This is a genomic window from Dehalobacter restrictus DSM 9455, assembly GCF_000512895.1.
Classification (GTDB): Bacteria; Bacillota; Desulfitobacteriia; order Desulfitobacteriales; family Syntrophobotulaceae; genus Dehalobacter; species Dehalobacter restrictus.
In genome coordinates, this window is the sequence record NZ_CP007033.1 from 2,493,144 (window position 1) to 2,514,823 (window position 21,680).

The following is a 21,680-nucleotide window of genomic DNA, read 5'->3' on the forward strand; positions in this document are numbered from 1 at the left end:
TTCAGTAATTTTCTTTTTGATCTTAGGAACATCTTAACATAATTTTAGAAACATCTTAAATCCTTTTTTGTCCTTTTTACCTTTTGGATAAAGAAACAAGACGACCGGTATCATAGACAAGATAATTTTTAAGCATAATGAACATATATTGGATCTGGATATATCTACCAATATATAAAGAGGTGAACAGCATGTTCTTCTTCGGTTTTCCTTTGGGACTTCCCCTTTTCATTGGCGCATACAGGCCGAGATACCGTTACAGAACCTGGTGGTGGTAAAAGTCACTCCCCAAAAACTATAAAGAAAGATGGCTGATTAGGTTTTCCAAATCAGGCGGAACAGGGGCCTGTATTTCAATTAACTTTCCGTCCACAGGATGGCAAAACGAGACGGATCTGGCATGCAAGGCCTGTCTGTGTATCAGGGAGGAGCGCTTCCCGTACATTCTGTCTCCGAGCACAGGATGGCCAAGTGAGGAGAGATGAACGCGAATCTGGTGTGTTCTTCCGGTTTCAAGGGTAAGCTCCAACAGAGAATAATTTTCAAAAGTCTTGATCGTATTGTAATGGGTAAGCGCACGCTCCCCCTGATCATGAACAGCCCGCCGGTTCGGCAGTGTTGGATGCGGTCCGATCGGTGCGTCAACAGAACCGGATGGCGGCTCAATTCTTCCCCGGACCACTGCGTAATATTTTCTTTTCAGCCTCCCATCCTGTAACTGTTTTTCCAGTTCAGACTGGGTTCGTGCATCTTTGGCAAATACCACACAGCCTGTAGTATCCCGATCTAGACGATGTAAAGGACGAATGGTAATTGTCTCTCCATTTTCCCGAAAGTACTCCGCCAGATAGTTAGCCAGCGTTCCGCCGGTTGTTTGCCCTGCTGGATGCACCAACATGCCGGCTGGTTTATATAAAATAATAAGTGCCGGATCTTCAAACAAAATGTCAATCGATCCCGGCTCAGGCTTAACCCCAAAGAACTGATCTTCCAAAACGAGAACATCCAAGATGTCCCCACTTTTTATCTTTTTCTGAAGATAAGCATTTCTTTTATTGAGACGCACTCCGCCTGCTCTGGTCAGCTTTTGAATCTTTCTGCCGGGACATTGTAAAATACTTTTCAGATACTGCTCGACAGTCAAGCCCTGATGTTCTTCCGTAATCCGAAATGTTTGGAATTTCTTCATAAGATCCCTCTCTCATGTCTTTTGACCATGCTTTTCCTTCACCATTTTTGACCGCGATCTGGTTAATAATAATTTAATTAGATTCAAAACATTGATTAAATTCCGGAGCATCAATTGAATTATAAATAATAATTGTATTTGGGTATCGATTGATGTCTTGAATACTTGACAGTAGGACCGATCGGAATTAGAGATAGCAGATTCTGTCGGGAGAAGATGCAAATCCAATGTCCCTATGCTAAAATAAGTCATATTAAATCCATGTGATAAGGGGAGACGGAATTGCTTTATTTTGATAATGCCGCAACTTCCTGGCCGAAACCCGAGGTGGTCTACGAAACCCATGACCGGGTCCTGCGTCAGGGAGGGAGTGCCGGACGCGGTGTCAATCAATCTTCTCTGCGCGCCGGGCGGGAGCTTCTTCATACCAGAAAGGCTTTAAGCCGCTTGTTTGGCATCGCAAATACTGAGAGAATTGTTTTTACGCAGAATATCACCGAATCGCTCAATGTGGGACTTCATGGACTTCTTCAGACTGGGGATCATGTTCTGATCAGCTCCCTTGAACATAATGCCGTTGTCCGTCCGCTGGAATATCTCAAAAAGAGCGGAATTTCCTATACAATTGTTCCGTGCAGCCGGGAGGGTTTTTTGGATCCTGCTATCGTGGAATCTAATTTCCAGCCCAATACCCGCCTGCTTTGTTTTACGCATGCCTCGAATGTGCTGGGCACGATTCTTCCAATCAAGCAGCTCGGACAAATCGCTAAAGCGCACCATTGCCTGTTTATGGTGGATGCGGCCCAGACTGCCGGCGTGATACCAATTGACGTGGAAGACCAGCACATCGATTTTTTAGCCTTTACCGGGCATAAGAGCCTGTCGGGACCTCAAGGGGTTGGCGGATACTATGCCAGGCCAGATCTTGTTTTGAATCCCCTGATTTATGGAGGGACAGGCCTTCATTCCCTGACCCTTGAACAACCGGATATCTGGCCGGAAGGGATGGAGAGCGGCACACGGAATATCCCGGGAATCGCGGCCCTTGGGGCTGCGGTAGAATTCATATTGCATGAGGGTCTCCCCAAGATCCGCAGCCATGAACTTCAACTGATGTCTATCCTGCTTGAAGGATTGGAATATATCCCGGAAATCCAAATTCTGGGGCCCTGTGACATCAATGCGAGAGTCGGCCTGGTGTCCTGTGTTTTCCGGAATCATACCCCTGACAGCGTGGCTCTGGAGCTGGACCGCCGCTTTGATATTGTTACCCGCTCCGGACTGCATTGTGCCCCCTTAGCCCATCAAACAGCTGGAACCATTGATCGCGGAGCATTGCGCATCAGTATCAATTATTTCAAACAGAGTCGGATATAGCGGCGTTATTGGCTGCTTTAAACACCATATTGGGAGGTTCAATGTGACAAGTTCGGAAAATGTCGCCCTTGTTTTCAGGTCCGTTCATCAGACGCTTGAAGCAGAAGATCTTTTGAATTCAGGCAGCTGGCCTTTTGTCCTGATACCGGTCCCTCCCTCAATTAACCAGGGCTGCGGGCTCGCGATCCAGATCGCCTGCTCCGACCAGCAGGGTGTTGAAGCGTATTTGGAGCAGCATGACATTCTCCCACTCAAAGCTGTCCGTATGGATTGATGATTATTTTTTGCTTCAGGGATCATATTAAATTTTGGATTTAAGATGTATGATTCTTGTCTTTTTGTATAAATGAATATTGGATATTGAAAGGAGCATTTTTTATGGGTTACGTATTGTTGGTTACAAGTAAAGGTTTCGGTAAAGGTGAAGAAATCCTAGGAGAAAAATTAATGTATTCCTATCTCTACAGTCTGAGCGAGGGAGACCATTTGCCCTCTCATATTTTATTCCTGCACGAGGGCGTCAAGCTGGTCACGGCAGATGCCCCAGTTCTGAACATTTTAAAGACTTTAGTCGATAAAGGGGTTACCATTTATGCCTGTGGCATCTGCCTGGACTTCTACAACCTGAAGGATCAGGTCAAGGTAGGTGAAATCGGCAACATGTATCTGAATATGGATATTATGGCCGAGGCTGAGAAAGTAATTACCCTTGGGTAACATCCGTTCAGTTATGCCGCAGGAATATACTGTTTAAGCAAAAATGACTTACGATATTACTTGCTTCACCCAGTTGGCAGCACGTTCCAACTCACCATGTTTCAGTGGTCCTTCAGAGTTTTTAACATAAAATCCTTCAGGAGGGAAAATTCATATTTCCTCCTTTTTCTTTAGCCGCTCAGCAATTGATTTCGCAGTATAGCCAACGATCTTGACCTTGTTCAATAAATATCTGTATCTTGTTACTCTTAAACGATTTTAATGATGATGACTGTGCGGTTCCGGATCTACTCCGCTAACCATTACTGTACGGTAGTCACAGCCGATATAGGTCTGCTTTCCGCCCGGCAGGTCTAATGTGCAGTCGGAAGAATCCTCCGTCCAGTCTTCGACAAGCGGTTCCAGCAGATCGATGATCGTCTCCAGCCCGTTTTCCTCTTCGTCAATAACCTCAATGGTCGCAAAACCGTAAGCCGAGGAGTTATTACCATGAATCTCAAACGGGACCAGTTCGCAGTCCTCCGGCAAAAGTGCGAGCACCTTCTGGACATGTTTCTTTTTTAGGCCGCTTTCTGCAGGCACCATCCATGCCGCTGCATGATAGGTTGACAATGGGATAACCTCCTTACCCAGTAACAGGTTTTTTCAGATAATTATATTACTTAAGTGTCTGACAAGGCAAATTTTATTGATAGATGATTATAACACTTGGGTAAAATTTGAATTGACATAATTTTCAGATAATGATAATATTGACCCTAAGCATCTAATCGACAAAACAAAAGGAGCCGAAATTTTCATGCTATCTCAAGAAAGAATTGAAAAGCAATCTCAACTTAATCATGACACCATTCATACTTTTGAAGCAATTGTCGGGAAAAGCCGGCCTATCGTACAGGCCATTGATTTTGCCAGGAATATCAGCAAGTCTACATATAATGTTCTGCTAAATGGTGAAAGTGGGACAGGAAAAGAGATATTTGCTCAGGCAATTCATCATGATTATTGTCCTGAAGGGCCTTTTGTCGCCCTTAATTGTGCTTCTATACCCAGAAATTTAATTGAAAGTGAATTATTCGGCTATGAAGGAGGGGCTTTTACCGGAGCCAACAAAAACGGTCAGCCCGGTAAAATAGAGGCTGCCAATGGCGGAACTTTGTTTTTGGATGAAATCGGGGATATGCCTTTGGAAGTCCAGCCTGTATTATTACGTGTCCTCGAGGACAAAAGAGTCGTCAGGATCAACAGCAGCAAGTACACCACGGTAAACTTCAGACTTATCGCCGCAACTAACCAGAACCTGTTTCAAATGGTACAGGAAAAAACATTTCGAAGCGATCTATATTTCCGTTTATCCGTTTTAGCGATCGACATACCCCCGTTGCGGGACAGAGGAAAGGATATTCTCCTGCTCGCGCATTATTTTTTGGATCAGATCAGTAAAGAACTACAATGTGAACCACCCAAATTAAGTTTTGAGGTCTATAAAGCGCTTGTGGAATATACCTGGCCCGGAAACATCAGGCAGTTAAAAAATGCGATGGTGTATGCGGTCTTTAAAGCCAAAAACGGCATACTGAATATCGGAGACCTTCCGAATGAAATCAAACACAGGCAAACCACCGTAAGTGTAACACAAAGCAATGATCCGCTGCCTTTAAGGGATATACAAAAAGAAGCCATTATGCATGCTTTGTGTAAAAATAAAAACAAAGACGAAGCGGCCAGAGAGCTGGGCTTATCAAAATCAACATTGTACAGAAAAATCAAGGAGTATGGTCTTAAGTAAAATATACCAGGGCGCGCAAACGCCCTAGTTATAGAGCTTCCGTTGGAAAACGGCAATAAGTTGAGAGCAAAAAAGCAGCCCACATTCAGGGGGCTACTTTTTTTGTTAAAAACTTTATTTGGCCGGCTTTTTCAGTATCTTCCGTAGGATTACCAAATACGCTTCATATTACTCAACCGTCACTGATTTAGCCAGGTTCCTGGGCTTATCGACATCGTTCCCTCTGGCGACAGAAACATAGTAGGACAGAAGCTGCAGTGGAATCACCGTTAAGAGCGGAGCAAGCTCATTGACGGTCTCCGGGATATAGAATATTTCATTAACCGACTTGTGGAAATCGGTATTTCCTTCAAACGTAAACCCGATGACCTTGGCGTCCCTGGCCTTAACCTCGATCACATTCGAGACCGTTTTCTCGTACAGGTCCCTCTGGGTTGCGAGCGCGATAATCGGTGTATCCTCTGTAATCAGCGCGAGCGTGCCATGCTTTAACTCACCTGAAGCATAGGCTTCAGCGTGAATATACGAGATTTCTTTAAGCTTCAGAGAACCTTCCTGCGCAACTGCCCAGTCCAGGCCGCGCCCGATAAAGAATGCGCTGCCCACTTCTTCAAAGTACCTGGCTAGGGTCTTAATGCGTTCAGCTCCTTCTTTGAGGATAATCTCCGCTTTATCAGGAATTTTGCCAAGTTCGGAAATAATTTCGGTGATCCATTCCTTCGGCATGGTTCCTTTGGCCTGCGTAAGATAAAGTGCAAGCAGGATCATTCCTTCGATCTGGGTCGTATAAGCTTTCGTCGAGGCCACGGCAATTTCCGGTCCCGCCCAGGTGTGGATCACATCGTGTGCTTCCCTAGCCACGGAGCTGCCGACGACATTGGTGATCGCGATAACTCTGGCTCCCTTCTTTTTTGATTCGCGCAAAGCTGCCAGGGTGTCGGCCGTTTCTCCTGACTGGCTGATTACAACGACCAGAGTTTTATCATCAATCAAAGGCGCTCTGTACCGGAACTCTGAAGCGATATCGACTTCGACCGGTATTTTGGCCCAGTGTTCAATTAGCCCTTTGCCGATCAGTCCGGCATGATACGCAGTTCCGCAGGCAACAATTGCTACTTTATTGAATAAAGCAACCTCTTTCGGGGTAAGATCCACTTCCTGCAGCACAACATGGTCGTGGTTCAGTCTTCCGGCCAGCGTGTCCCGCAGGGCCTTCGGCTGTTCAAAAATCTCTTTTAGCATAAAGTGCTCGTAACCGCCTTTTTCGGCTGCCACAGCATCCCAAGTGACTTCAAAGACGCTCTTTTCAACACATTCGCCTGTCGTAAAATCGGAGAACTTCAAACCTTCGGCCGAGACGGTCACCATTTCCCCGTCTTCCATGATGTACGTCTTTCTCGTATATTTAAGTACAGCCGGGATATCGCTCGCGACAAAATATTCTCCGTCTCCAATACCGACGATCAACGGACTGTCTTTGCGGGCTGCAACCATAACATCGGGATTCTTATAGCTCAAAACGACGACTGCATAGGACCCTTCTACCTTGGCCAGCATTTTTTTGACTGCGTCCTGGAGATCCCCTTTATAAAAATGTTCGACCAGATGAGCCAGCACTTCCGTATCCGTTTCGGAACGGAAAAGATGTCCCTCCGCAGTCAGCCATTCTCTAAGCTCGAGATAATTCTCAATAATTCCGTTATGTACAACGGCAAAATCTCCATGGCAGTCCATATGAGGGTGAGCATTCACATCAGACGGTCTGCCGTGCGTTGCCCACCGGGTATGGCCGATTCCGATTCTTGCATTGTAAGTGCGGTTGCCCAGCTTTTCCTCTAAGTTGACAAGTTTCCCAACACTCTTGGTGATCCGGATCCCGCCTTCTTCCATGACCGCTATGCCCGAGGAATCATATCCCCTATATTCAAGCTTTCTTAAACCTTCAACCAAAATTGGAACAGCCGATTTTTCTCCAAAATATCCTACAATACCACACATGTTTTTTGTTCTCCTCGTTTCAATTTTAATAATTTTTTAGTTGTTGTCTCATTCATGACGTGTTCCTATAACATTATATTTCCGTCAGCCATAAAAAATAGCCGTCAAGGACGGCTACAGATCTCTAACATACAAACATAAAGTGAGAGAAGATATAACAAGGCAAGACAAATCAAAACAAGTCAAGACCTGTTAACCCTGTTCGTGACTTCTTTCCCAACTGCTTCGCAATCGGGCGTAGAAAAGCACGGACAACTGAAGGGATTCCGCAAAGAAAACCTTCTTCCTGTTTGATCCGCTCTTGTCCCGGAAATTGCTTTCCGGATTTGCAACGAATCTAACGATGACAAGCCACCGAGAGGCACCCGCCGAAAACTTCGATTAACCTCTTCCTCGTCAACCCAAAATGGGTTCTGGCGCTACATTTCTGTGCGGAAAGATCCGCAGTGTAAACTGTATACTGTAAACCGTCAAAATTATCCACTATTCATTTTTTAGTCCCTGAACCTATTCCCAACCACCTCCTCATAAGCAGTCTATTATCTATCAATGTAACAGACCAGCAATGCTTCCGACTTTCCTATTATAATCCATATGAGAAAATAGGTACAGACTTATTTTCTCAAGATTATCTGAAGATTATCCGAAAAAAACTTGGTTGGTGCCGGTCTATTACATTTTTATTCTATTACATTTTCCGTCAAAGGGTTCTAACCCTTTTCAGCCAAGGTCATTCTGATCGACAATACTGACCACCTTGATGACTTCTTCAGCCAGCCTGGTTAGCTCCTGCTGGTCCGGTCCTTCCAGCATGACCCGGATCAGAGACTCCGTACCGGACGGACGAACAAGGATCCTGCCATCCTCGCCCAGGCTTTCCTGAACCTCTCTGACCTTCAGGTTCACTTGCTCATTCTGCATAATCTTGTCTTTACTACCGACGCTGGTATTCACCAGGACCTGCGGGAATCGTTTCATTTGTTTGGCCAGCTCGGACAGCTTGGCTTTTTTCTCTTTTATTACGGACAACAGCTGCAGACCAGAGAGCAGCCCGTCACCCGTCGTATTGTGTTCCAGAAAAATAAGGTGGCCGGACTGTTCCCCACCGAGGATTGCGCCAGATTCCAGCAGTTTCTCCATGACGTAGCGGTCCCCAACCTTGGTCTCAAGGATCCGGATGCCAGCTTTGCGGAGAGCTTTATGCAGTCCCATGTTACTCATCACGGTTACAACCAGCGAATCATGGGCCAACTTCCCTTTATCTTTCAGGGCTCGCGCACAGATCACCATGATCGCATCGCCATCAAGAATATTGCCGTTCTCATCAACAGCAATGATCCGATCCGCGTCTCCGTCACAGGCCAGCCCGAGATCCGCACCATGCTGCAGGACTTCTTTAGCGAGCGCTTCCGGATGCGTCGAACCGCAGTGAACATTAATATTGATCCCGTCAGGCTGGTTATAGAGTGGTATGACCTCAGCACCGAGATCGGCCAGTACTTTTGGGCCCACTTCATAAGCCGCGCCGTTGGCGCAATCCAGGATGATTTTAAGCCCTTTCAGGGATACGGAGGTTTTTTTCAGGAATGCGGCATATTTCTCCGACGCATTCTCGACTTCCACAATGCTGCCAATGTCGCCGCCTGAAGGTAATTCCAGCTCATCAATCCTCTTCAGTGTATCTTCAATCTCATCTTCCAGCTCGTCCGAAAGTTTGAATCCGCTTCCGGCAAAAAATTTAATACCGTTGTCCTCATAAGGGTTATGCGACGCCGAAATGACAACACCGGCACTTGCTTCCAACGTCCGGGTCAAAAATGCGATGCCTGGCGTTGGAAGGACCCCAGCCTTCAGTACATCGACTCCCATCGAACAAATACCTGCTGCCAGCGCTGCCTCCAACATATCTCCTGATATCCGGGTATCCTTGCCAATGACAATTTTGGCTTTTTCCTGCCCTTTTCCCAAAACGTAGGCTCCTGCTTTTCCAAGTTTGAAAGCAAGCTCCGGCGTAAGCTCCGTATTTGCTTTTCCTCTGACTCCATCCGTTCCAAAAAGTCTGGCCAAATTCAAGCTCCCCTTTCATTTCCAGTCAACTTAAGGTTATATATATACTGTTAATTGGTTTATTTTTTTTGGATTTTCCAACTTTTTTTACTCTTTGGGCGTATATTGCGCCATCAATTTTTCGGCAGCCCTGAGTCCATCGACCGCCGAACTGGTGATCCCGCCGGCGTACCCAGCTCCTTCTCCTGCCGGAAACAGACCTTTCAGGTTTACGGACTGGCCTGATTCATTGCGCAGGATCCTGACAGGCGCACTCGTTCTGGATTCAATTCCAGAAAGTGTGGCTTCGGCACCGGCAAAACCTTTCATTTTCTGATCAAAGGCCAGCAGGGCTCTCTCGATCACGCTGCCGATTTCATCCGGCAAAATCGTATGCAGATCCACCGATGTATATCCCGGCCGATACGTCGGTACAAGCGAAAATTTCTTAGTCAGCCGATTCCGCAAGAAATCCTGTACCGACTGAGCGGGTACCCAGTAATTCCTTCCTCCGGCCAGAAAAGCCTTCTGCTCCCATTCTCTCTGAAAATCAATCCCTGCTAATGGGTCGCTAGAAGCAAAGTCCTTGGGACTGACTGTCACAACAACCGCACTGTTCGCAATGGCAGTGTCCCTGGAAAAGTTACTCATCCCATTGGTGACGATCCCTCCGTCTTCGGAAGAAGAGGCAATCACCTGTCCGCCAGGGCACATGCAAAACGTATAAGCGCCTCGGCCGCTGCTTATATCTTTATAGGTCAGCTGATAGTCTGCTGGACCTAGCCGAGCGTGGAAAGGGACCCCATATTGAGTCAGGTTGACATATTCCTGCCGGTGCTCGATTCGCAGCCCGACCGCCAAAGGCTTCGCTTCTAGCTGCACGCCAAGAACCTTCAGGAACTGATAAACGTCCCGCGCACTGTGTCCGACTGCTAGAATCACCGTTTCCGCCGGGATCATCTCCGCACCATCGATCTCCACAGCCTCCAGTTGATTGTTGGCGGTTTTCAAGCCGGTCACTTTGGTCCGGAAGAGCACCTCACCGCCCAAAGCTTCAATTTTAGCCCGCATTGCCGCGACGACCTTCTTCAGTATATCGGTTCCGATATGTGGTTTGGCTGCATACAGAATTTCGGGGCTGGCTCCGAATTCCACAAAACTTTCTAATACTTCCCGTACTCTTCGGTCATCAATCCGAGTGGTCAGCTTGCCGTCGGAAAATGTCCCGGCACCGCCTTCCCCAAATTGGACATTACTCTCCGGATCGAGGATTCCTGTATTCCAAAAGTGTTCAACTGTTCCACTTCTGTCTTCAACTTTGTCTCCACGTTCCAGCACCAGCGGCCTGTAGCCTTTCCGGGCCAGGGTCAACGCAGCAAAATATCCCGCAGGTCCTGTCCCCACCACAATCGGCCGGAAAGCAAGTTTGGACGCCGGGTAGCCATTTAGCGGGTGCTCCGGGACAAACACTTTTTCTTTCAGCCGCGGATAATGGGCCATTGCTTTTCTTAATTCCGGACCGGAAATCTGAGCACAAAACTCAACGGTATAAACAAAAAAAAGCTCCGGCTTTTGGCGTGCGTCAACAGAACGCCGTAGTATCCGCAGGTTATTGATCTTTTCGCGTGTCACTCTTAATCTGCGGGCCAGAATATCCGGCAATTCCCCCTCATCCTGGTCCACAGGCAGCTTTAGATCCGACCAAATCAGATTCAATCTATCCAACTCTATTCTTTATTATCTCCGGAAGTTGCTGTGCTTGCCTTCAGAACAAGCTGCACTTTGGGTATGCTAACCATCGTCACCCCGGATGGGACTTCCCACAGTACCGATACGTCGGAGTATGTCCCTTCCTTCAGTCCTTTAGCATCTATCCAACAGGAAATATCCTCTTGTTTCAGCGCTTTAAGAATATCCGGATATCCGCTGACCGTGACATCAATCGGCTGAATGTTATCAGCAGTCAGTCCGTCGGGAATATTTTTAATCCCGACCGGTATCCCTTTCAGGATCTCATTCTCCGCTTTGGCACCGACATAAACCATGACGCTGATTTTTGTTCCCTTACTGAAAGACACTCCTTTGGGCAAAGCAATTGAATTCAGGGAAACATTAATGGTTTTGGTGCTGGTAATTCTGCTGATATCAATGGTCCCAAGATTTAAATATTCGACCGCTTCAAGTTCTTCCTCTTTACCAACGAGCTGAACCTGTGACGGAAGCGGAGTCACGAGCCGTACTTCCATTCCATCCGCAGGTGTCCCTTTAGTTACCACCCGGAGCGGCACAGTTTTACTCGCCGTCCCTTTTGCATATACCGGCATGATTACCTCAACAGTATCAGGAAAAGCCTGCAGTGTGGGGTACGGATTCGCGTCAAAAATCCCCGCATTTTGGTTATCAGTAAAGTAGACCGGCCTAACCACACTTTTGCTCTCTGTGAGATCTGTAAATTCTACATCGACGGTGACGCTTGTAAGGTTGGCCAGGACCGACGCAGGTCCCCGTACATTGACCACGGAAGGAGTGAATAACAGTTCGCCTGCCACATAGCCGGAAGCCGGTTCACCCTTAACGTTGGCCTGAACCTTGACAATCTTGTCTTCAAGCCGATCCAGCTTTAATGTCACTGTTTTCGGACTGATTTCTTCAACTTTTATACCTTCCGGTGCATTAATTTGAACATCATAGGTGGATTCCCCGGCTACAGCGTCTTTGAGGTCGACATAAGCAACCAGGTCTTTGACACTGCTTTCTTGGGAGGAACTGTCAATCCTGATCGTAATCGTCGGAACCGGCGATATGATCCCAATATTGGAGGGCTGGTTGTAAAACACCAGCTGCCGGGTATCAATATTCTTTGAAAAAATTGAGGAATTATTCTGGCTGGTCAGCCATATCCAGAAAACAATCGCCAGGACCAGAGAGATCACTTTATATCCAAGGTTTCGCCGTAAAATATCACGTATTGGCATTGTTGTCACCTCTTCGGAACAGATTGTGCCCGGAAGCTTTTTCGACCAGTATCTCATTCTTTAAAAGATCGCGGAGGCTCTTTTCATCGAGGAAGCGAGTGAGCCTGCTGTTTTTGGCCGTAGAAACGACACCAGTTTCTTCAGATACGATAATAACCAGCGCATCTGATACTTCTGAAAGCCCTAAAGCAGCTCTGTGTCTGGTCCCCAAATCCTTCTGCAGCCCGTTATCCTGGGTCAAAGGCAAAAAACAGCCTGCAGCCGCAACTCTGTCCCCACGGATAATCACCGCGCCGTCATGGAGCGGCGACTTTGGAATAAATAGGTTGACCAGGAACTCTGAAGAGACAACCCCATCAATTTTAACACCGGTCTCAACATATTCCTGAATCCCGGTTGTTTTTTCAAGGACGATCAAAGCGCCAATGCGGCTTTGCGATAAAACCTGACTGCACCTGACAATTTCCTCGATCAGCTTCTTATACTCCTCAGGTCCGGTTGTCGCCGGGTGCATGGTAATAAACTTACCTCTACCAATCTGTTCCAGGGTCCTTCTTAACTCAGGCTGAAAAACGACAGGCAGCGCAACCACCAGCATGGTCCAGACTTTTTCCACCATCCAGTTCAGCGTTGTAAGTCCAAGCTGCCTTGCAATCAAAGAAATGACCATAAACACAAAAAGACCCTTGATTAATTGGACGGCCCTTGTTCCTTTAATCAGCATAAGCAATTGATAGATAATGATCGCGACAACGACAATATCTACGAAATCTTTCCATTGAACCATTTGTGCAAACGTCTGCAGATATGCCACTGTCTCACTCCTTAAAAATAGATCAATGGATCATGATTCTACATTAATCCCTAAATTCCTTGCCTGACAGAAAAAATTCCCTTAAAATTGAACTTACAATAAACTGCAAGGGAGTATTGTTCGCGATGGATATCAAAGATTGGCAAAAAGAAGTCGATAATTGGATTTCCCAATTTGAAGAGGGTTACTGGCAGCCCTCTTCGATGATGCTCCGGCTGATCGAAGAAGTTGGCGAGCTGGCCAGAGAGGTTAATCATCGTTACGGAGAAAAACCCAAGAAACCGTCCGAGCAGGAGGGTGATCTTGCGCTGGAAATGGCCGACATTCTGTTTATCATCATATGTATGGCCAATTCGCTTCAGATAGACCTTGAAAAATCCTTTGAAGGAATGATGGAAAAATACCGTCTCCGGGATAGCGACCGCTGGACCAGAAAACAGCCGGAATGACTAGCCGGGCGCATTTACAACAAGTACCATTTTATACCTTTTTCTGTAATTAGTAAAATATTTTTTATTCACCCTACCCAGTACTTGGCAAAATCTATTGACCATCAATATTTCATTATGCTAAAGTAGGCTGAGATACATATTTTATTAGACTTGGCGCAAACTTATCTAATACCCCTGGACGCAGGGGTATTTTTCTATCTAAGTTAGAGATTTTATCAATTGTCAAAAAATTTCATTTAAAGACAGCTAATAAAATTTGCTAAATTGGTTAAAGCTAAAGACAGAATTTTAATTTAGGAGGGAATGACGATGCGGGAAGGCTTGATACCCAGCGCATTAGGAACTGCAGTCACAGCAGCCGGTGTTGCCTTAAGGGTCAAAGATATGAAAAAAAACGGTATGAACAAAAGGGAAGTATATCCCCTAATCAGTGCCGGAATCATCGGGTTTGGTCTAGCCCATATGATATTGGGCGGGATTGACTTATATGAACACCGCTTTTAATTTAAGGAGGTCTTAAGCCGTGGACAGTGTCATGCATATGGATTTTGCCCAACTTGATCAGACCCAGCTAAATCAGGTCAAACAAGCTGAATCAACCCTGAATTCTCAATACAAAGCTAACAATGAAGAACTGGTCTTATTGGCTTTTAAAAAAAGCAAGTAAGAACCAGCTGCCCGGCAAAAGATTCGCCCAAAGAAAAAACCAGATAATTCATGCTGTCTGGTATTTCTTTGGGCTTATTTTCTCTTCATTTTAATTATTATTATTTATTTGGATTTTTTTGTTCTTCGATTATGATTCGGCTGTCAGATAGGCTATCGCAGCTTCGCAGATCTCCTTGCAATAAATGAGTCCTTTTCCGCGGTTTAACTCCGAAATGATTTCCTGTTTCGACTGGGCTGCCCTGTATGCTCTATCACTTGCCATCGCATCGATAGTATCCGCGACTCTGATAATTTTGGCTTCAAATCGTATTTCCTGCCCCTTTAAACCGCGGGGATACCCCGAGCCATCCATATTTTCATGGTGCTCAAGAATGATTTCAGCGATCGGCCATGGGAAATTGACCCTAGATATTGCCGCCCAACCAATTTCGGGATGCATCCGGATGACCGCAAATTCTGAATCAGTTAATTTTCCGGGTTTCAGGAGAATGTCTGAGGGGATGCTTATTTTCCCAATATCGTGAAGTCGTGAAGCAATACTAATTGGCTTTAATTGTTCCTCCTTGACAATACCTAAATTCCTCGCTATTTGGAGGGCCAGACGCTGTGTCCTTATCTGATGGTTCAAATCCCAGGGATCATTCATTCCAATCCCCCCTTCATCAGTATATGGACAAGCATCAAATAAGGGAACAAATTGCCGCTAGCAAATGTGGAATTATAATCGATAAACTTGCGTTTTTCGATTATAATGGAATCAGGATAGGATAGCACAGCGAAAGAGAGGTCGTTCAATGAAACGCTTCAGAAAAAGGCTTTTAAAAGCACTGTCCTATCCGGATGTAAATATTAAGAAGACCTATAAGATCTACCGGAAAGTCCAGAAGGTTGTACATCCATATTTTAAGCCGCTGTACAATTTATTGGACCATAAGATCATTGTTGCTTCAAGAGAAATCCCGGTGCGCATTTTTCGTCCTGAAAACCAAGAAATCCCCAGAGTTCTAATCTTCTTTCACGGCGGAGGCTGGGTTACTGGAGACATTGATTCCTACACCAATGTCTGTGCCAAAATGGCGGATCAGACCAATCATACGGTTATTTCCGTAGATTATCTTTTAGCGCCGGAAAACCCCTTCCCAGCTGGCATTGAGGAATGTTATCATGTTGCCAGGGAGTTATCCTTACGCTATGATCTGCTGCAATGCAGTCCCAAGGATATTACCTTGATTGGGGACAGTGCGGGCGGCAATCTGGCAGCAGCCGTGTCTTTAATGGCCAGAGACAGGGGTGAATTTCTGCCCCCCCGTCAAATACTCATCTATCCCGCAACCTATATTGATCATAGCCCAAGCTCTCCATTTCCGTCTATACGGGAAAATGGTACAGATTATATATTAACTGCCAAACGCATTCAGGATTATATGGATCTATATGTCCAAAGAGAAGAAGACCGCAACAACCCTTACGCGGCACCACTCTTAGCTAAAGATTTATCGAATCAGCCCCAGACACTGATTATCACGGCTGAATTTGACCCACTCCGCGATGAGGGGGAGGCTTATGGAATACGTCTGAGGGAATCCGGCAACGATGTCAGGATATATCGAATGAAAGACGCTGTTCATGGTTTCTTCTCGCTGGCATGGAACACGGAGCACCTCATCACATGCTATAAGGTGATTAATTCTTTTTTAGATGGCAGTACATTGTCAACCTAAAAATTATAATATGATGGCAAGCAGATTCTCAATATTCTAATTTTTGGGTTAACATAGTACGATATCAGAAAGGTGATCGAATGAGACAGCGAAAGAGCGTTGAGTGGACTAGACTGGATAATGCCTCTAAGATCTTTCCGGCAACATGCAGCAATAAAGACACGAAAGTATTCCGGCTCGCCTGTGAACTCTATAACGCTGTAGATCCTGAAATGTTGCAGGAAGCCCTGAATATCACGATGGATTATTTTCCGTTTTACAAATCCGTCTTAAGGAAAGGCGTATTCTGGTATTATTTTCAGACCAGCGACCTACATCCTGTAGTTGAAAGGGAGTCTGATCCGGTCTGTGCGCCGATCTATCTTGATGACAGAAAGAATTTGCTTTTCCGTGTGTCCTATTACCATAACAGAATCAATCTGGAAATTTTTCATGCTTTATCTGACGGTACTGGGGCGCTCTGGTTCATGAAAACCCTGGTCTATCATTATATCCGTCTGCGGCATAAGGAAGCCTTTGCGGACCAAATCCCTGAATTCAAGCCAAACGCCTCGATCAGCGAAAAAATGGATGACAGTTTCGGCAGGTATTTTGAAGGCCGGGATCTGGATATTCTGAAGCTGATGGATAACCCGAACAAAGCGAAAACAGCCCGGACTTATCGCATCCGTGGAACCAGGCTGGATGAAAACAAAGTGAAAGTAATCGAAGGTTCGATGTCTGCCAAGGAAGCTTTGGGATTAGCACATAAATATAATGCTACTTTGACTGTTTTTATTGCCGCCTTGTTTATTTATGCCCTACATAAAGAAAGGCCTGTACGCACGAAGAATGATCCCGTGGTTTTGTCCGTCCCGATTAATTTGCGGAATTTTTTCCAATCTGAGACAACCAGAAATTTTTTCAGCACGATGAATATTGGTTATCCCTTTGGCCAAGAAAGCCCCGATTTTCAAGACGTGATTCGAGGTGTAAGTGAGGACTTCCGAAAAGAGCTTACTGCAGAAAGCTTAAATCAACGCTTAAATCAATTAATGTCAATTGAAAAGAATCTTCTGACCCGGATTATTCCTTTGCCTTTCAAGGATTATTCACTGCGCCTGGCCAGTAAAATTGCTGACAGGGGGATCACTGCGGCAATAACGAATATTGGTCAAATCTTGCTTCCAGAAGAATTCAAACGCTATATTCGGCAGTTTAGCCTTTGCAGCAGCGCCAGAATGCCTCATATCAGCATATGCTCCTACAATGACAGGCTGGCTGTAAGTTTTAGTTCACCCTTCCGGGAAACTGAAATTCAACGTACTTTTTTTGAGTTCCTTTCGGAAAACGGCATCGACATTGAAATTACATGCAATCTTTAATCGAGTTAACAGAGAGGATCATCTTTATGCAATATTGCAGTCATTGCCAGGTCCGCATACGCGGCAATAAAAGAAATTGTCCCCTATGCGGAAATATTCTGCCGGGACACGATGGTGCCTACGATCAGCAGGAAATCTATCCGGTGGTTCCTCCTTTCTATGAACGGCATCTGGCCTTGCGGATTATGATCTTTGCCTCTGTCGTTGCTCTGGTCGTCAGTTTTATGGTCTATGCGTTATTCCCCTCGAGTATAAACTGGCCTGTTTTTGCTTTATTCGGCCTCATCAGCATGTGGCTGAGTTTAATTATCGTCATCAAGAAAAGGCATCACATTACCAAGAATATCATGTGGCAGGTAACCATTTTATCTTTTCTCAGTGTTATCTGGGACTGGGGAACCGGCTGGCGGGGCTGGTCCCTAGACTTTGTTGTTCCTATTTTGTTTGTCTCCGCCATGTTTGTGCTGTATGTAACGGCGAAAATTATGAAGCTCAGGGCCAGAGATTACATTACTTATTTTCTGTTAGATGGTCTTCTCGGCATCATTCCGGTAATATTCCTCTTGTTTGACTGGATTCATGTGCTATACCCTTCCGTAATCTCTGTTGCCGTCAGCATCATATTCCTCTCTGCGATCCTGATCTTTCAAGGGGAAAATATCAAGGCAGAACTAGCCAAACGCATGCATATTTAACATGGTTGCAACCCAAATATTACCAATGTATATTATGCCTATCCACATAGACGATTACCACTTTCACAGGAAACTCTGTCTATAAATATATTAGTAAAGGGCTGCAAAATGATAATCAGAAAAAATGGATTTACAAAAGACGATCTATGTCTTATGTTGAGCGAAACTACTACAAAAATCGTACAGAATATTGAAGATCGATGCGGAAAACTAAAGTCCTTCGATCTGAACTTCAATTTTGAGAAGTCACAATACCGGCTCACTGATCGGGACATAGGAGCATTCCGAAGCAGGAGCCAAAAGGATGACATTTAGAATAAATTCGGATATTAAAAAAGCATCCAGATTCGTTCTACCTGCTGCTTATTTTAGCAATTAGCAAAATAGGGGCTGCTGAAAACTATCAAAACCTGCATGGACCTTGGTAATCAATGGTATTTTGCGCTAAAATAGTACATGCATAAACTTTATTAAAAAGTCTTGCGTTTTGGTGCAGGTTTTGATGCACAAGTAAAAAAGGTCAACTTCAAAGGTCAATTTGTAAAACTGAGTAAAAACTATTAATAAATTGTAAATTTTTCTGACACACAATACGCATACAAACACAAAAACAACCTCCAAGGAAAAACCCTAGAGGTCTTGTTTCTAGTGGAGCCGATGGTCGGAATCGAACCGACGACCTGCTCATTACGAGTGAGCTGCTCTACCCCTGAGCCACATCGGCATGTTTGGTAACCCATAAGCTTTAACAGTATAACATAAGAAAAATAATTTGTTAAGGGTAAATTAATCAAAAATGTGGGAAAATGAAAAAATCCTCAATTGACTTTGTAAATGCAACCTATACATTACTGGGTGATTGCATTTAAATCTTCAAACAGAATAGTGGCATTAAGTCTTACAATCGAAAGTCTCCTTTTTCTTCACTCCCCCATGGGGGAGTGATTGCATTTAGTCTGGCAATATTCCGACAAGAACTTTAGGATGTGTTCTGCGGGAATCTTTGAGTCAAAGGAGAATTTACCATGGCAAAAAACAAGCATCTCACTGATTCGGAGCGTCTACAAATTGAGCAGCTACTGCGAGAGGGCGTATCTCTTAAGCGGATTGCCGTCACCCTTGAAAAAAGCGCATCCACCATTTCCCGTGAAATTCGCGCCCGCGCCATTGAAAGCAATAAATATGCGCCATACCGTATCCATAACCGCTGCGCCAATCTCAATGTCTGCCAAAAAATGCAGATCTGCTCCGACAAGCCTAATTGCACAAGAAAGTGTTCCCGCTGTAATTACTGCAATGCCGTATGCGAGGAATTCGAGGAGCGACGCTGCCACAGGCTTTATGATCCACCGTATGTCTGCAACGGTTGTCTTGAAGCTTACCAGTGTGTCCTACGGAAAAAGTATTACCTCCACAGAAATGCTCATGAGGCATACCGAGAGATGCTGGTGGAATCCCGCTCCGGTGCAAATATTACCGAGGATGAACTGCTCTACCTTGACGAATGGATCAGTCCCCTCATCCAGCGTGGGCAATCTGTTCATCACATCGCAGTCCACAATGCCGACAGGCTTATCGTCAGTGAGAAATCCATCTACCGCTATGTTTCCGGCGGACTCTTTAAGGCGAGAAACATTGACATGCCCCGGGTCTGCCGCCTTAAGCCCAGAAAAACCAAAACGGTGGAGCATAAAATCGACAGCACCTGCAGGCTTGGCCGCACCTACGCCGACTTCCTGGCCTTTACGGAAGCATCAGACGCTCCGGTCGTTGAGATAGATTCAGTTATCGGGCGTGTCGGTGGAAAGGTCCTGCTCACGATGATGTTCAAGTCCTGTGACTTGATGCTTGCCTTCATCAGGGAACGCAATACCTCCCAGTCCGTTATCGACGTCTTCAACTGCCTAGACGAAACTCTTAGCAGAGAGGTGTTCAGCCGCCTTCTTTCCGTTTGCCTCACTGACAACGGTTCAGAGTTTTCAAACCCGAAAGCTTTGGAGTATGATGCACAGGGCCGCCGCAGGACGCGGCTGTACTACTGCGACCCATTCGCATCATACCAGAAGCCCAACGTGGAGTTGAACCACGAGTTCATTAGGAAAATACTGCCCAAAGGCACATCGTTTGACGCCCTGTGCCAAGGGGATATTGACCTTATGATGTCGCATATCAACTCCTATTCCAGGGAGAAACTGGGCGACAAATCGCCGTTGGATGTGTTTAGTTTCATCTACGGGTACGATGATGTCCTTAAAAACCTGGGAATCAGCAGGATTCCTGCTAATAAAATCCTGCTGAAGCCGTCGCTTTTGAAAAAATAATTTCAGTATCATTTAACCCGCAGAACACATCCATACCGATCCTGATCAAGGGGACGCGGTTACTCTGTCCGAAAAACGATTTCCGGGTACCCCTTTTATTAGTATACTCTTTTTTAGAACTCGGCTGGCAGATTTTCACTCCATATAATCTGAATCGGCTATTTTTAACAGGTACTATACCTGTTATTCCCAGTATTTTGACAGACTCAATGAAACCCCACTATATTTACTCTGTCAAAGGTTGCATTTACTTTGACCGCTCACCAAATGAAAAAATCCTTCGTCTCTCGTCTCTCGTCTCTCGTGCCAGCCTTTTCCGCCGCACTCCCGGCATTTTTCAGTGTTCCTGGCAGCTAAGGTCTGACCTTCTTTTTTGCGTGTTACCTCAACGAGCCCCAGCCTGGTGCGCCCCACTACTTTACATTTGACCTTATCCTGTTTAAAAGACTTTTCCAGCATTTCCAGCAGCTGATTCCAATCCTCATTTTGTTCCATGTCAATAAAATCGACGATAATAATCCCGCTAAGGTTTCTAAGTCTTATCTGCCTGGATATTTCTGTAGCAGCCTCCATATTCAGACTCTGCAGGGTATGCTGCAGGGAGCTTTCTCCAGTGTATTTTCCGGAGTTGACGTCAATGGCGGTCAGGGCTTCAGTCTGTTCAATCACCAGATAGCCTCCGCTTTCAAGCGGGACCTTGGGTTTTAATGCTTTCAGGATTTCATCACCGATATGATAGCGTTCAAACAAATTCCCTTTAAAGTCAGTCCATATTTTCCCGGAAACTGAGCATCTGACTTCCCGGAGCTTTGTCCGTAGCAGCTCGGCCATTTCCCCGTCATCGGTAATAATCCTGGTTACCTCTTCGTCGATCGTTTCTCTTAACAGACGGGACAATGGGTCGCTGCTGCTGTAAATCAGTCCCTTGCCAGACTTGCTTTTGATTCTTTCCGTTAAGGTCTGATTGATTTCTAAAATCTTTTCAATATCATCAGCCAGTTCTTTTTCCGCAACGCCTTCCGCCATCGTCCGGACAATCAGACCAGCATTCTCAATGCTGAGATTCTGGGCAAGTTGATTAAGACGTTCTCTTTCTGTTTCATCCGTTATTTTACGTGAAATCCCCAAATATCCGCGATTCCCGGGCAAGAGTACCACAAAACGCCCGGGCAGTGAAAGATTGGTCGTAACTCTTGCTCCTTTATTACCGACAGCTTCCCGGGTGACCTGAACAATCACCTCCTGGCCTTCTTTTAAGAGGCTCTCGATCGGTGGCACCGGCGATCCGGGTACATTTTGCACCTGGACATATTCTGGATTGACAATATCCCCTGCATAGAGGAAGGCATTCTTCTCGAGCCCAATATCGATGAAAGCAGCCTGTATGCCTGTAACAATATTACTGACCTTCCCCTTGTAGATATTGCCGGCCAAACGGGATTCTCTTCCGGAATCATCCAGGACTTCTGCCAGTCTGCCTTCTTCCAGTACCGCAGCCCTCATCCGATGATCCTCAGTGGTAATGACAATCTCTTTCAATCTTATCCCTGCTT

Annotated in this window: 20 protein-coding genes and 1 tRNA gene; 11 read left to right on the top strand and 10 right to left on the bottom strand. The window is 45.5% G+C overall.

The window, feature by feature from the left end:
* Positions 1 to 295 precede the first annotated feature (295 nt).
* Entirely contained in the window at positions 296 to 1,189 is an 894-nt protein-coding gene (locus DEHRE_RS11960) for an RluA family pseudouridine synthase (protein ID WP_025206110.1), read from the bottom strand.
* 282 nt (positions 1,190 to 1,471) lie between these two features.
* Between DEHRE_RS11960 and DEHRE_RS11965 the strand changes: the two genes are divergently transcribed.
* The 3 genes from DEHRE_RS11965 to yedF all read left to right on the top strand — a co-directional run bounded on the left by DEHRE_RS11965 (position 1,472) and on the right by yedF (position 3,283).
* Positions 1,472 to 2,566: an aminotransferase class V-fold PLP-dependent enzyme gene (locus DEHRE_RS11965; RefSeq protein WP_242836954.1), complete on the top strand. Its 1,095-nt coding sequence runs from the start codon at positions 1,472 to 1,474 to the stop codon at positions 2,564 to 2,566.
* A 43-nt stretch (positions 2,567 to 2,609) separates the two neighbouring features.
* Positions 2,610 to 2,840, top strand: coding sequence for a putative Se/S carrier protein (locus DEHRE_RS11970; RefSeq protein WP_019226806.1), 231 nt, complete (start codon positions 2,610 to 2,612; stop codon positions 2,838 to 2,840).
* Positions 2,841 to 2,944: 104 nt separating this feature from the next.
* On the top strand, positions 2,945 to 3,283 hold the full coding sequence (gene yedF, locus DEHRE_RS11975; protein ID WP_019226805.1) for a sulfurtransferase-like selenium metabolism protein YedF: 339 nt from the start codon (positions 2,945 to 2,947) through the stop codon (positions 3,281 to 3,283).
* Between the two features lie 258 nt (positions 3,284 to 3,541).
* Here the strand turns inward: yedF and DEHRE_RS11980 are convergent, their stop codons facing one another.
* Complete coding sequence (locus tag DEHRE_RS11980) at positions 3,542 to 3,895, bottom strand: hypothetical protein (protein ID WP_019226804.1); 354 nt, start codon at positions 3,893 to 3,895, stop codon at positions 3,542 to 3,544.
* A 187-nt stretch (positions 3,896 to 4,082) separates the two neighbouring features.
* Here DEHRE_RS11980 and DEHRE_RS11985 point away from each other — a divergent pair, with 187 nt between their 5' ends.
* Complete coding sequence (locus DEHRE_RS11985) at positions 4,083 to 5,072, top strand: sigma-54 interaction domain-containing protein (RefSeq protein ID WP_019226803.1); 990 nt, start codon at positions 4,083 to 4,085, stop codon at positions 5,070 to 5,072.
* A 168-nt stretch (positions 5,073 to 5,240) separates the two neighbouring features.
* Here the strand turns inward: DEHRE_RS11985 and glmS are convergent, their stop codons facing one another.
* The 5 genes from glmS to cdaA all read right to left on the bottom strand — a co-directional run bounded on the left by glmS (position 5,241) and on the right by cdaA (position 12,905).
* Positions 5,241 to 7,070 carry a glutamine--fructose-6-phosphate transaminase (isomerizing) gene (glmS, locus tag DEHRE_RS11990; RefSeq protein WP_019226802.1) on the bottom strand — a complete coding sequence of 610 codons (1,830 nt, stop codon included), beginning with the start codon at positions 7,068 to 7,070 and terminating at the stop codon, positions 5,241 to 5,243.
* 720 nt (positions 7,071 to 7,790) lie between these two features.
* Positions 7,791 to 9,137 carry a phosphoglucosamine mutase gene (gene glmM, locus DEHRE_RS11995; protein WP_019226801.1) on the bottom strand — a complete coding sequence of 449 codons (1,347 nt, stop codon included), beginning with the start codon at positions 9,135 to 9,137 and terminating at the stop codon, positions 7,791 to 7,793.
* 87 nt (positions 9,138 to 9,224) lie between these two features.
* On the bottom strand, positions 9,225 to 10,832 hold the full coding sequence (locus DEHRE_RS12000; RefSeq protein WP_019226800.1) for an NAD(P)/FAD-dependent oxidoreductase: 1,608 nt from the start codon (positions 10,830 to 10,832) through the stop codon (positions 9,225 to 9,227).
* Between the two features lie 11 nt (positions 10,833 to 10,843).
* Entirely contained in the window at positions 10,844 to 12,091 is a 1,248-nt protein-coding gene (locus DEHRE_RS12005; RefSeq protein ID WP_019226799.1) for a CdaR family protein, read from the bottom strand.
* Positions 12,078 to 12,905, bottom strand: coding sequence for a diadenylate cyclase CdaA (gene cdaA / locus DEHRE_RS12010; RefSeq protein WP_015043824.1), 828 nt, complete (start codon positions 12,903 to 12,905; stop codon positions 12,078 to 12,080). Before cdaA ends, DEHRE_RS12005 begins: the two co-directional genes overlap by 14 nt.
* A gap of 125 nt (positions 12,906 to 13,030) precedes the next feature.
* Here cdaA and DEHRE_RS12015 point away from each other — a divergent pair, with 125 nt between their 5' ends.
* The 3 genes from DEHRE_RS12015 to DEHRE_RS15050 all read left to right on the top strand — a co-directional run bounded on the left by DEHRE_RS12015 (position 13,031) and on the right by DEHRE_RS15050 (position 14,024).
* Entirely contained in the window at positions 13,031 to 13,354 is a 324-nt protein-coding gene (locus DEHRE_RS12015) for a nucleotide pyrophosphohydrolase (RefSeq protein ID WP_019226798.1), read from the top strand.
* A 312-nt stretch (positions 13,355 to 13,666) separates the two neighbouring features.
* The gene (locus DEHRE_RS12020) at positions 13,667 to 13,861 is read left to right on the top strand and encodes a hypothetical protein (RefSeq protein WP_019226797.1); all 195 of its coding nucleotides are present in this window, start codon (positions 13,667 to 13,669) and stop codon (positions 13,859 to 13,861) included.
* Between the two features lie 19 nt (positions 13,862 to 13,880).
* A complete protein-coding gene (locus DEHRE_RS15050; RefSeq protein ID WP_019226796.1) occupies positions 13,881 to 14,024 on the top strand; it encodes a hypothetical protein in 144 nt (47 codons plus the stop codon).
* A 129-nt stretch (positions 14,025 to 14,153) separates the two neighbouring features.
* Here DEHRE_RS15050 and DEHRE_RS12025 read toward each other — a convergent pair whose 3' ends face one another.
* Positions 14,154 to 14,672, bottom strand: coding sequence for an HD-GYP domain-containing protein (locus tag DEHRE_RS12025; protein ID WP_019226795.1), 519 nt, complete (start codon positions 14,670 to 14,672; stop codon positions 14,154 to 14,156).
* 148 nt (positions 14,673 to 14,820) lie between these two features.
* On the opposite strand from DEHRE_RS12025, the gene DEHRE_RS12030 reads away from it, so the two are divergent.
* The 3 genes from DEHRE_RS12030 to DEHRE_RS12040 all read left to right on the top strand — a co-directional run bounded on the left by DEHRE_RS12030 (position 14,821) and on the right by DEHRE_RS12040 (position 17,806).
* On the top strand, positions 14,821 to 15,747 hold the full coding sequence (locus DEHRE_RS12030) for an alpha/beta hydrolase (RefSeq protein WP_019226794.1): 927 nt from the start codon (positions 14,821 to 14,823) through the stop codon (positions 15,745 to 15,747).
* An 80-nt stretch (positions 15,748 to 15,827) separates the two neighbouring features.
* The gene (locus tag DEHRE_RS12035; RefSeq protein WP_019226793.1) at positions 15,828 to 17,111 is read left to right on the top strand and encodes a hypothetical protein; all 1,284 of its coding nucleotides are present in this window, start codon (positions 15,828 to 15,830) and stop codon (positions 17,109 to 17,111) included.
* 26 nt (positions 17,112 to 17,137) lie between these two features.
* Positions 17,138 to 17,806 (top strand): DUF6320 domain-containing protein, encoded by a 669-nt coding sequence (locus DEHRE_RS12040; protein ID WP_019226792.1) that lies wholly within the window; start codon positions 17,138 to 17,140, stop codon positions 17,804 to 17,806.
* Positions 17,807 to 18,455: 649 nt separating this feature from the next.
* Here DEHRE_RS12040 and DEHRE_RS12050 read toward each other — a convergent pair.
* Positions 18,456 to 18,530 (bottom strand) — tRNA-Thr (locus DEHRE_RS12050).
* A 301-nt stretch (positions 18,531 to 18,831) separates the two neighbouring features.
* On the opposite strand from DEHRE_RS12050, the gene DEHRE_RS12055 reads away from it, so the two are divergent.
* Positions 18,832 to 20,127, top strand: coding sequence for a helix-turn-helix domain-containing protein (locus tag DEHRE_RS12055; RefSeq protein ID WP_025205019.1), 1,296 nt, complete (start codon positions 18,832 to 18,834; stop codon positions 20,125 to 20,127).
* Between the two features lie 234 nt (positions 20,128 to 20,361).
* Here the strand turns inward: DEHRE_RS12055 and DEHRE_RS12060 are convergent, their stop codons facing one another.
* Positions 20,362 to 21,666, bottom strand: coding sequence for an Rne/Rng family ribonuclease (locus DEHRE_RS12060; RefSeq protein ID WP_025206111.1), 1,305 nt, complete (start codon positions 21,664 to 21,666; stop codon positions 20,362 to 20,364).
* Positions 21,667 to 21,680 lie beyond the last annotated feature (14 nt).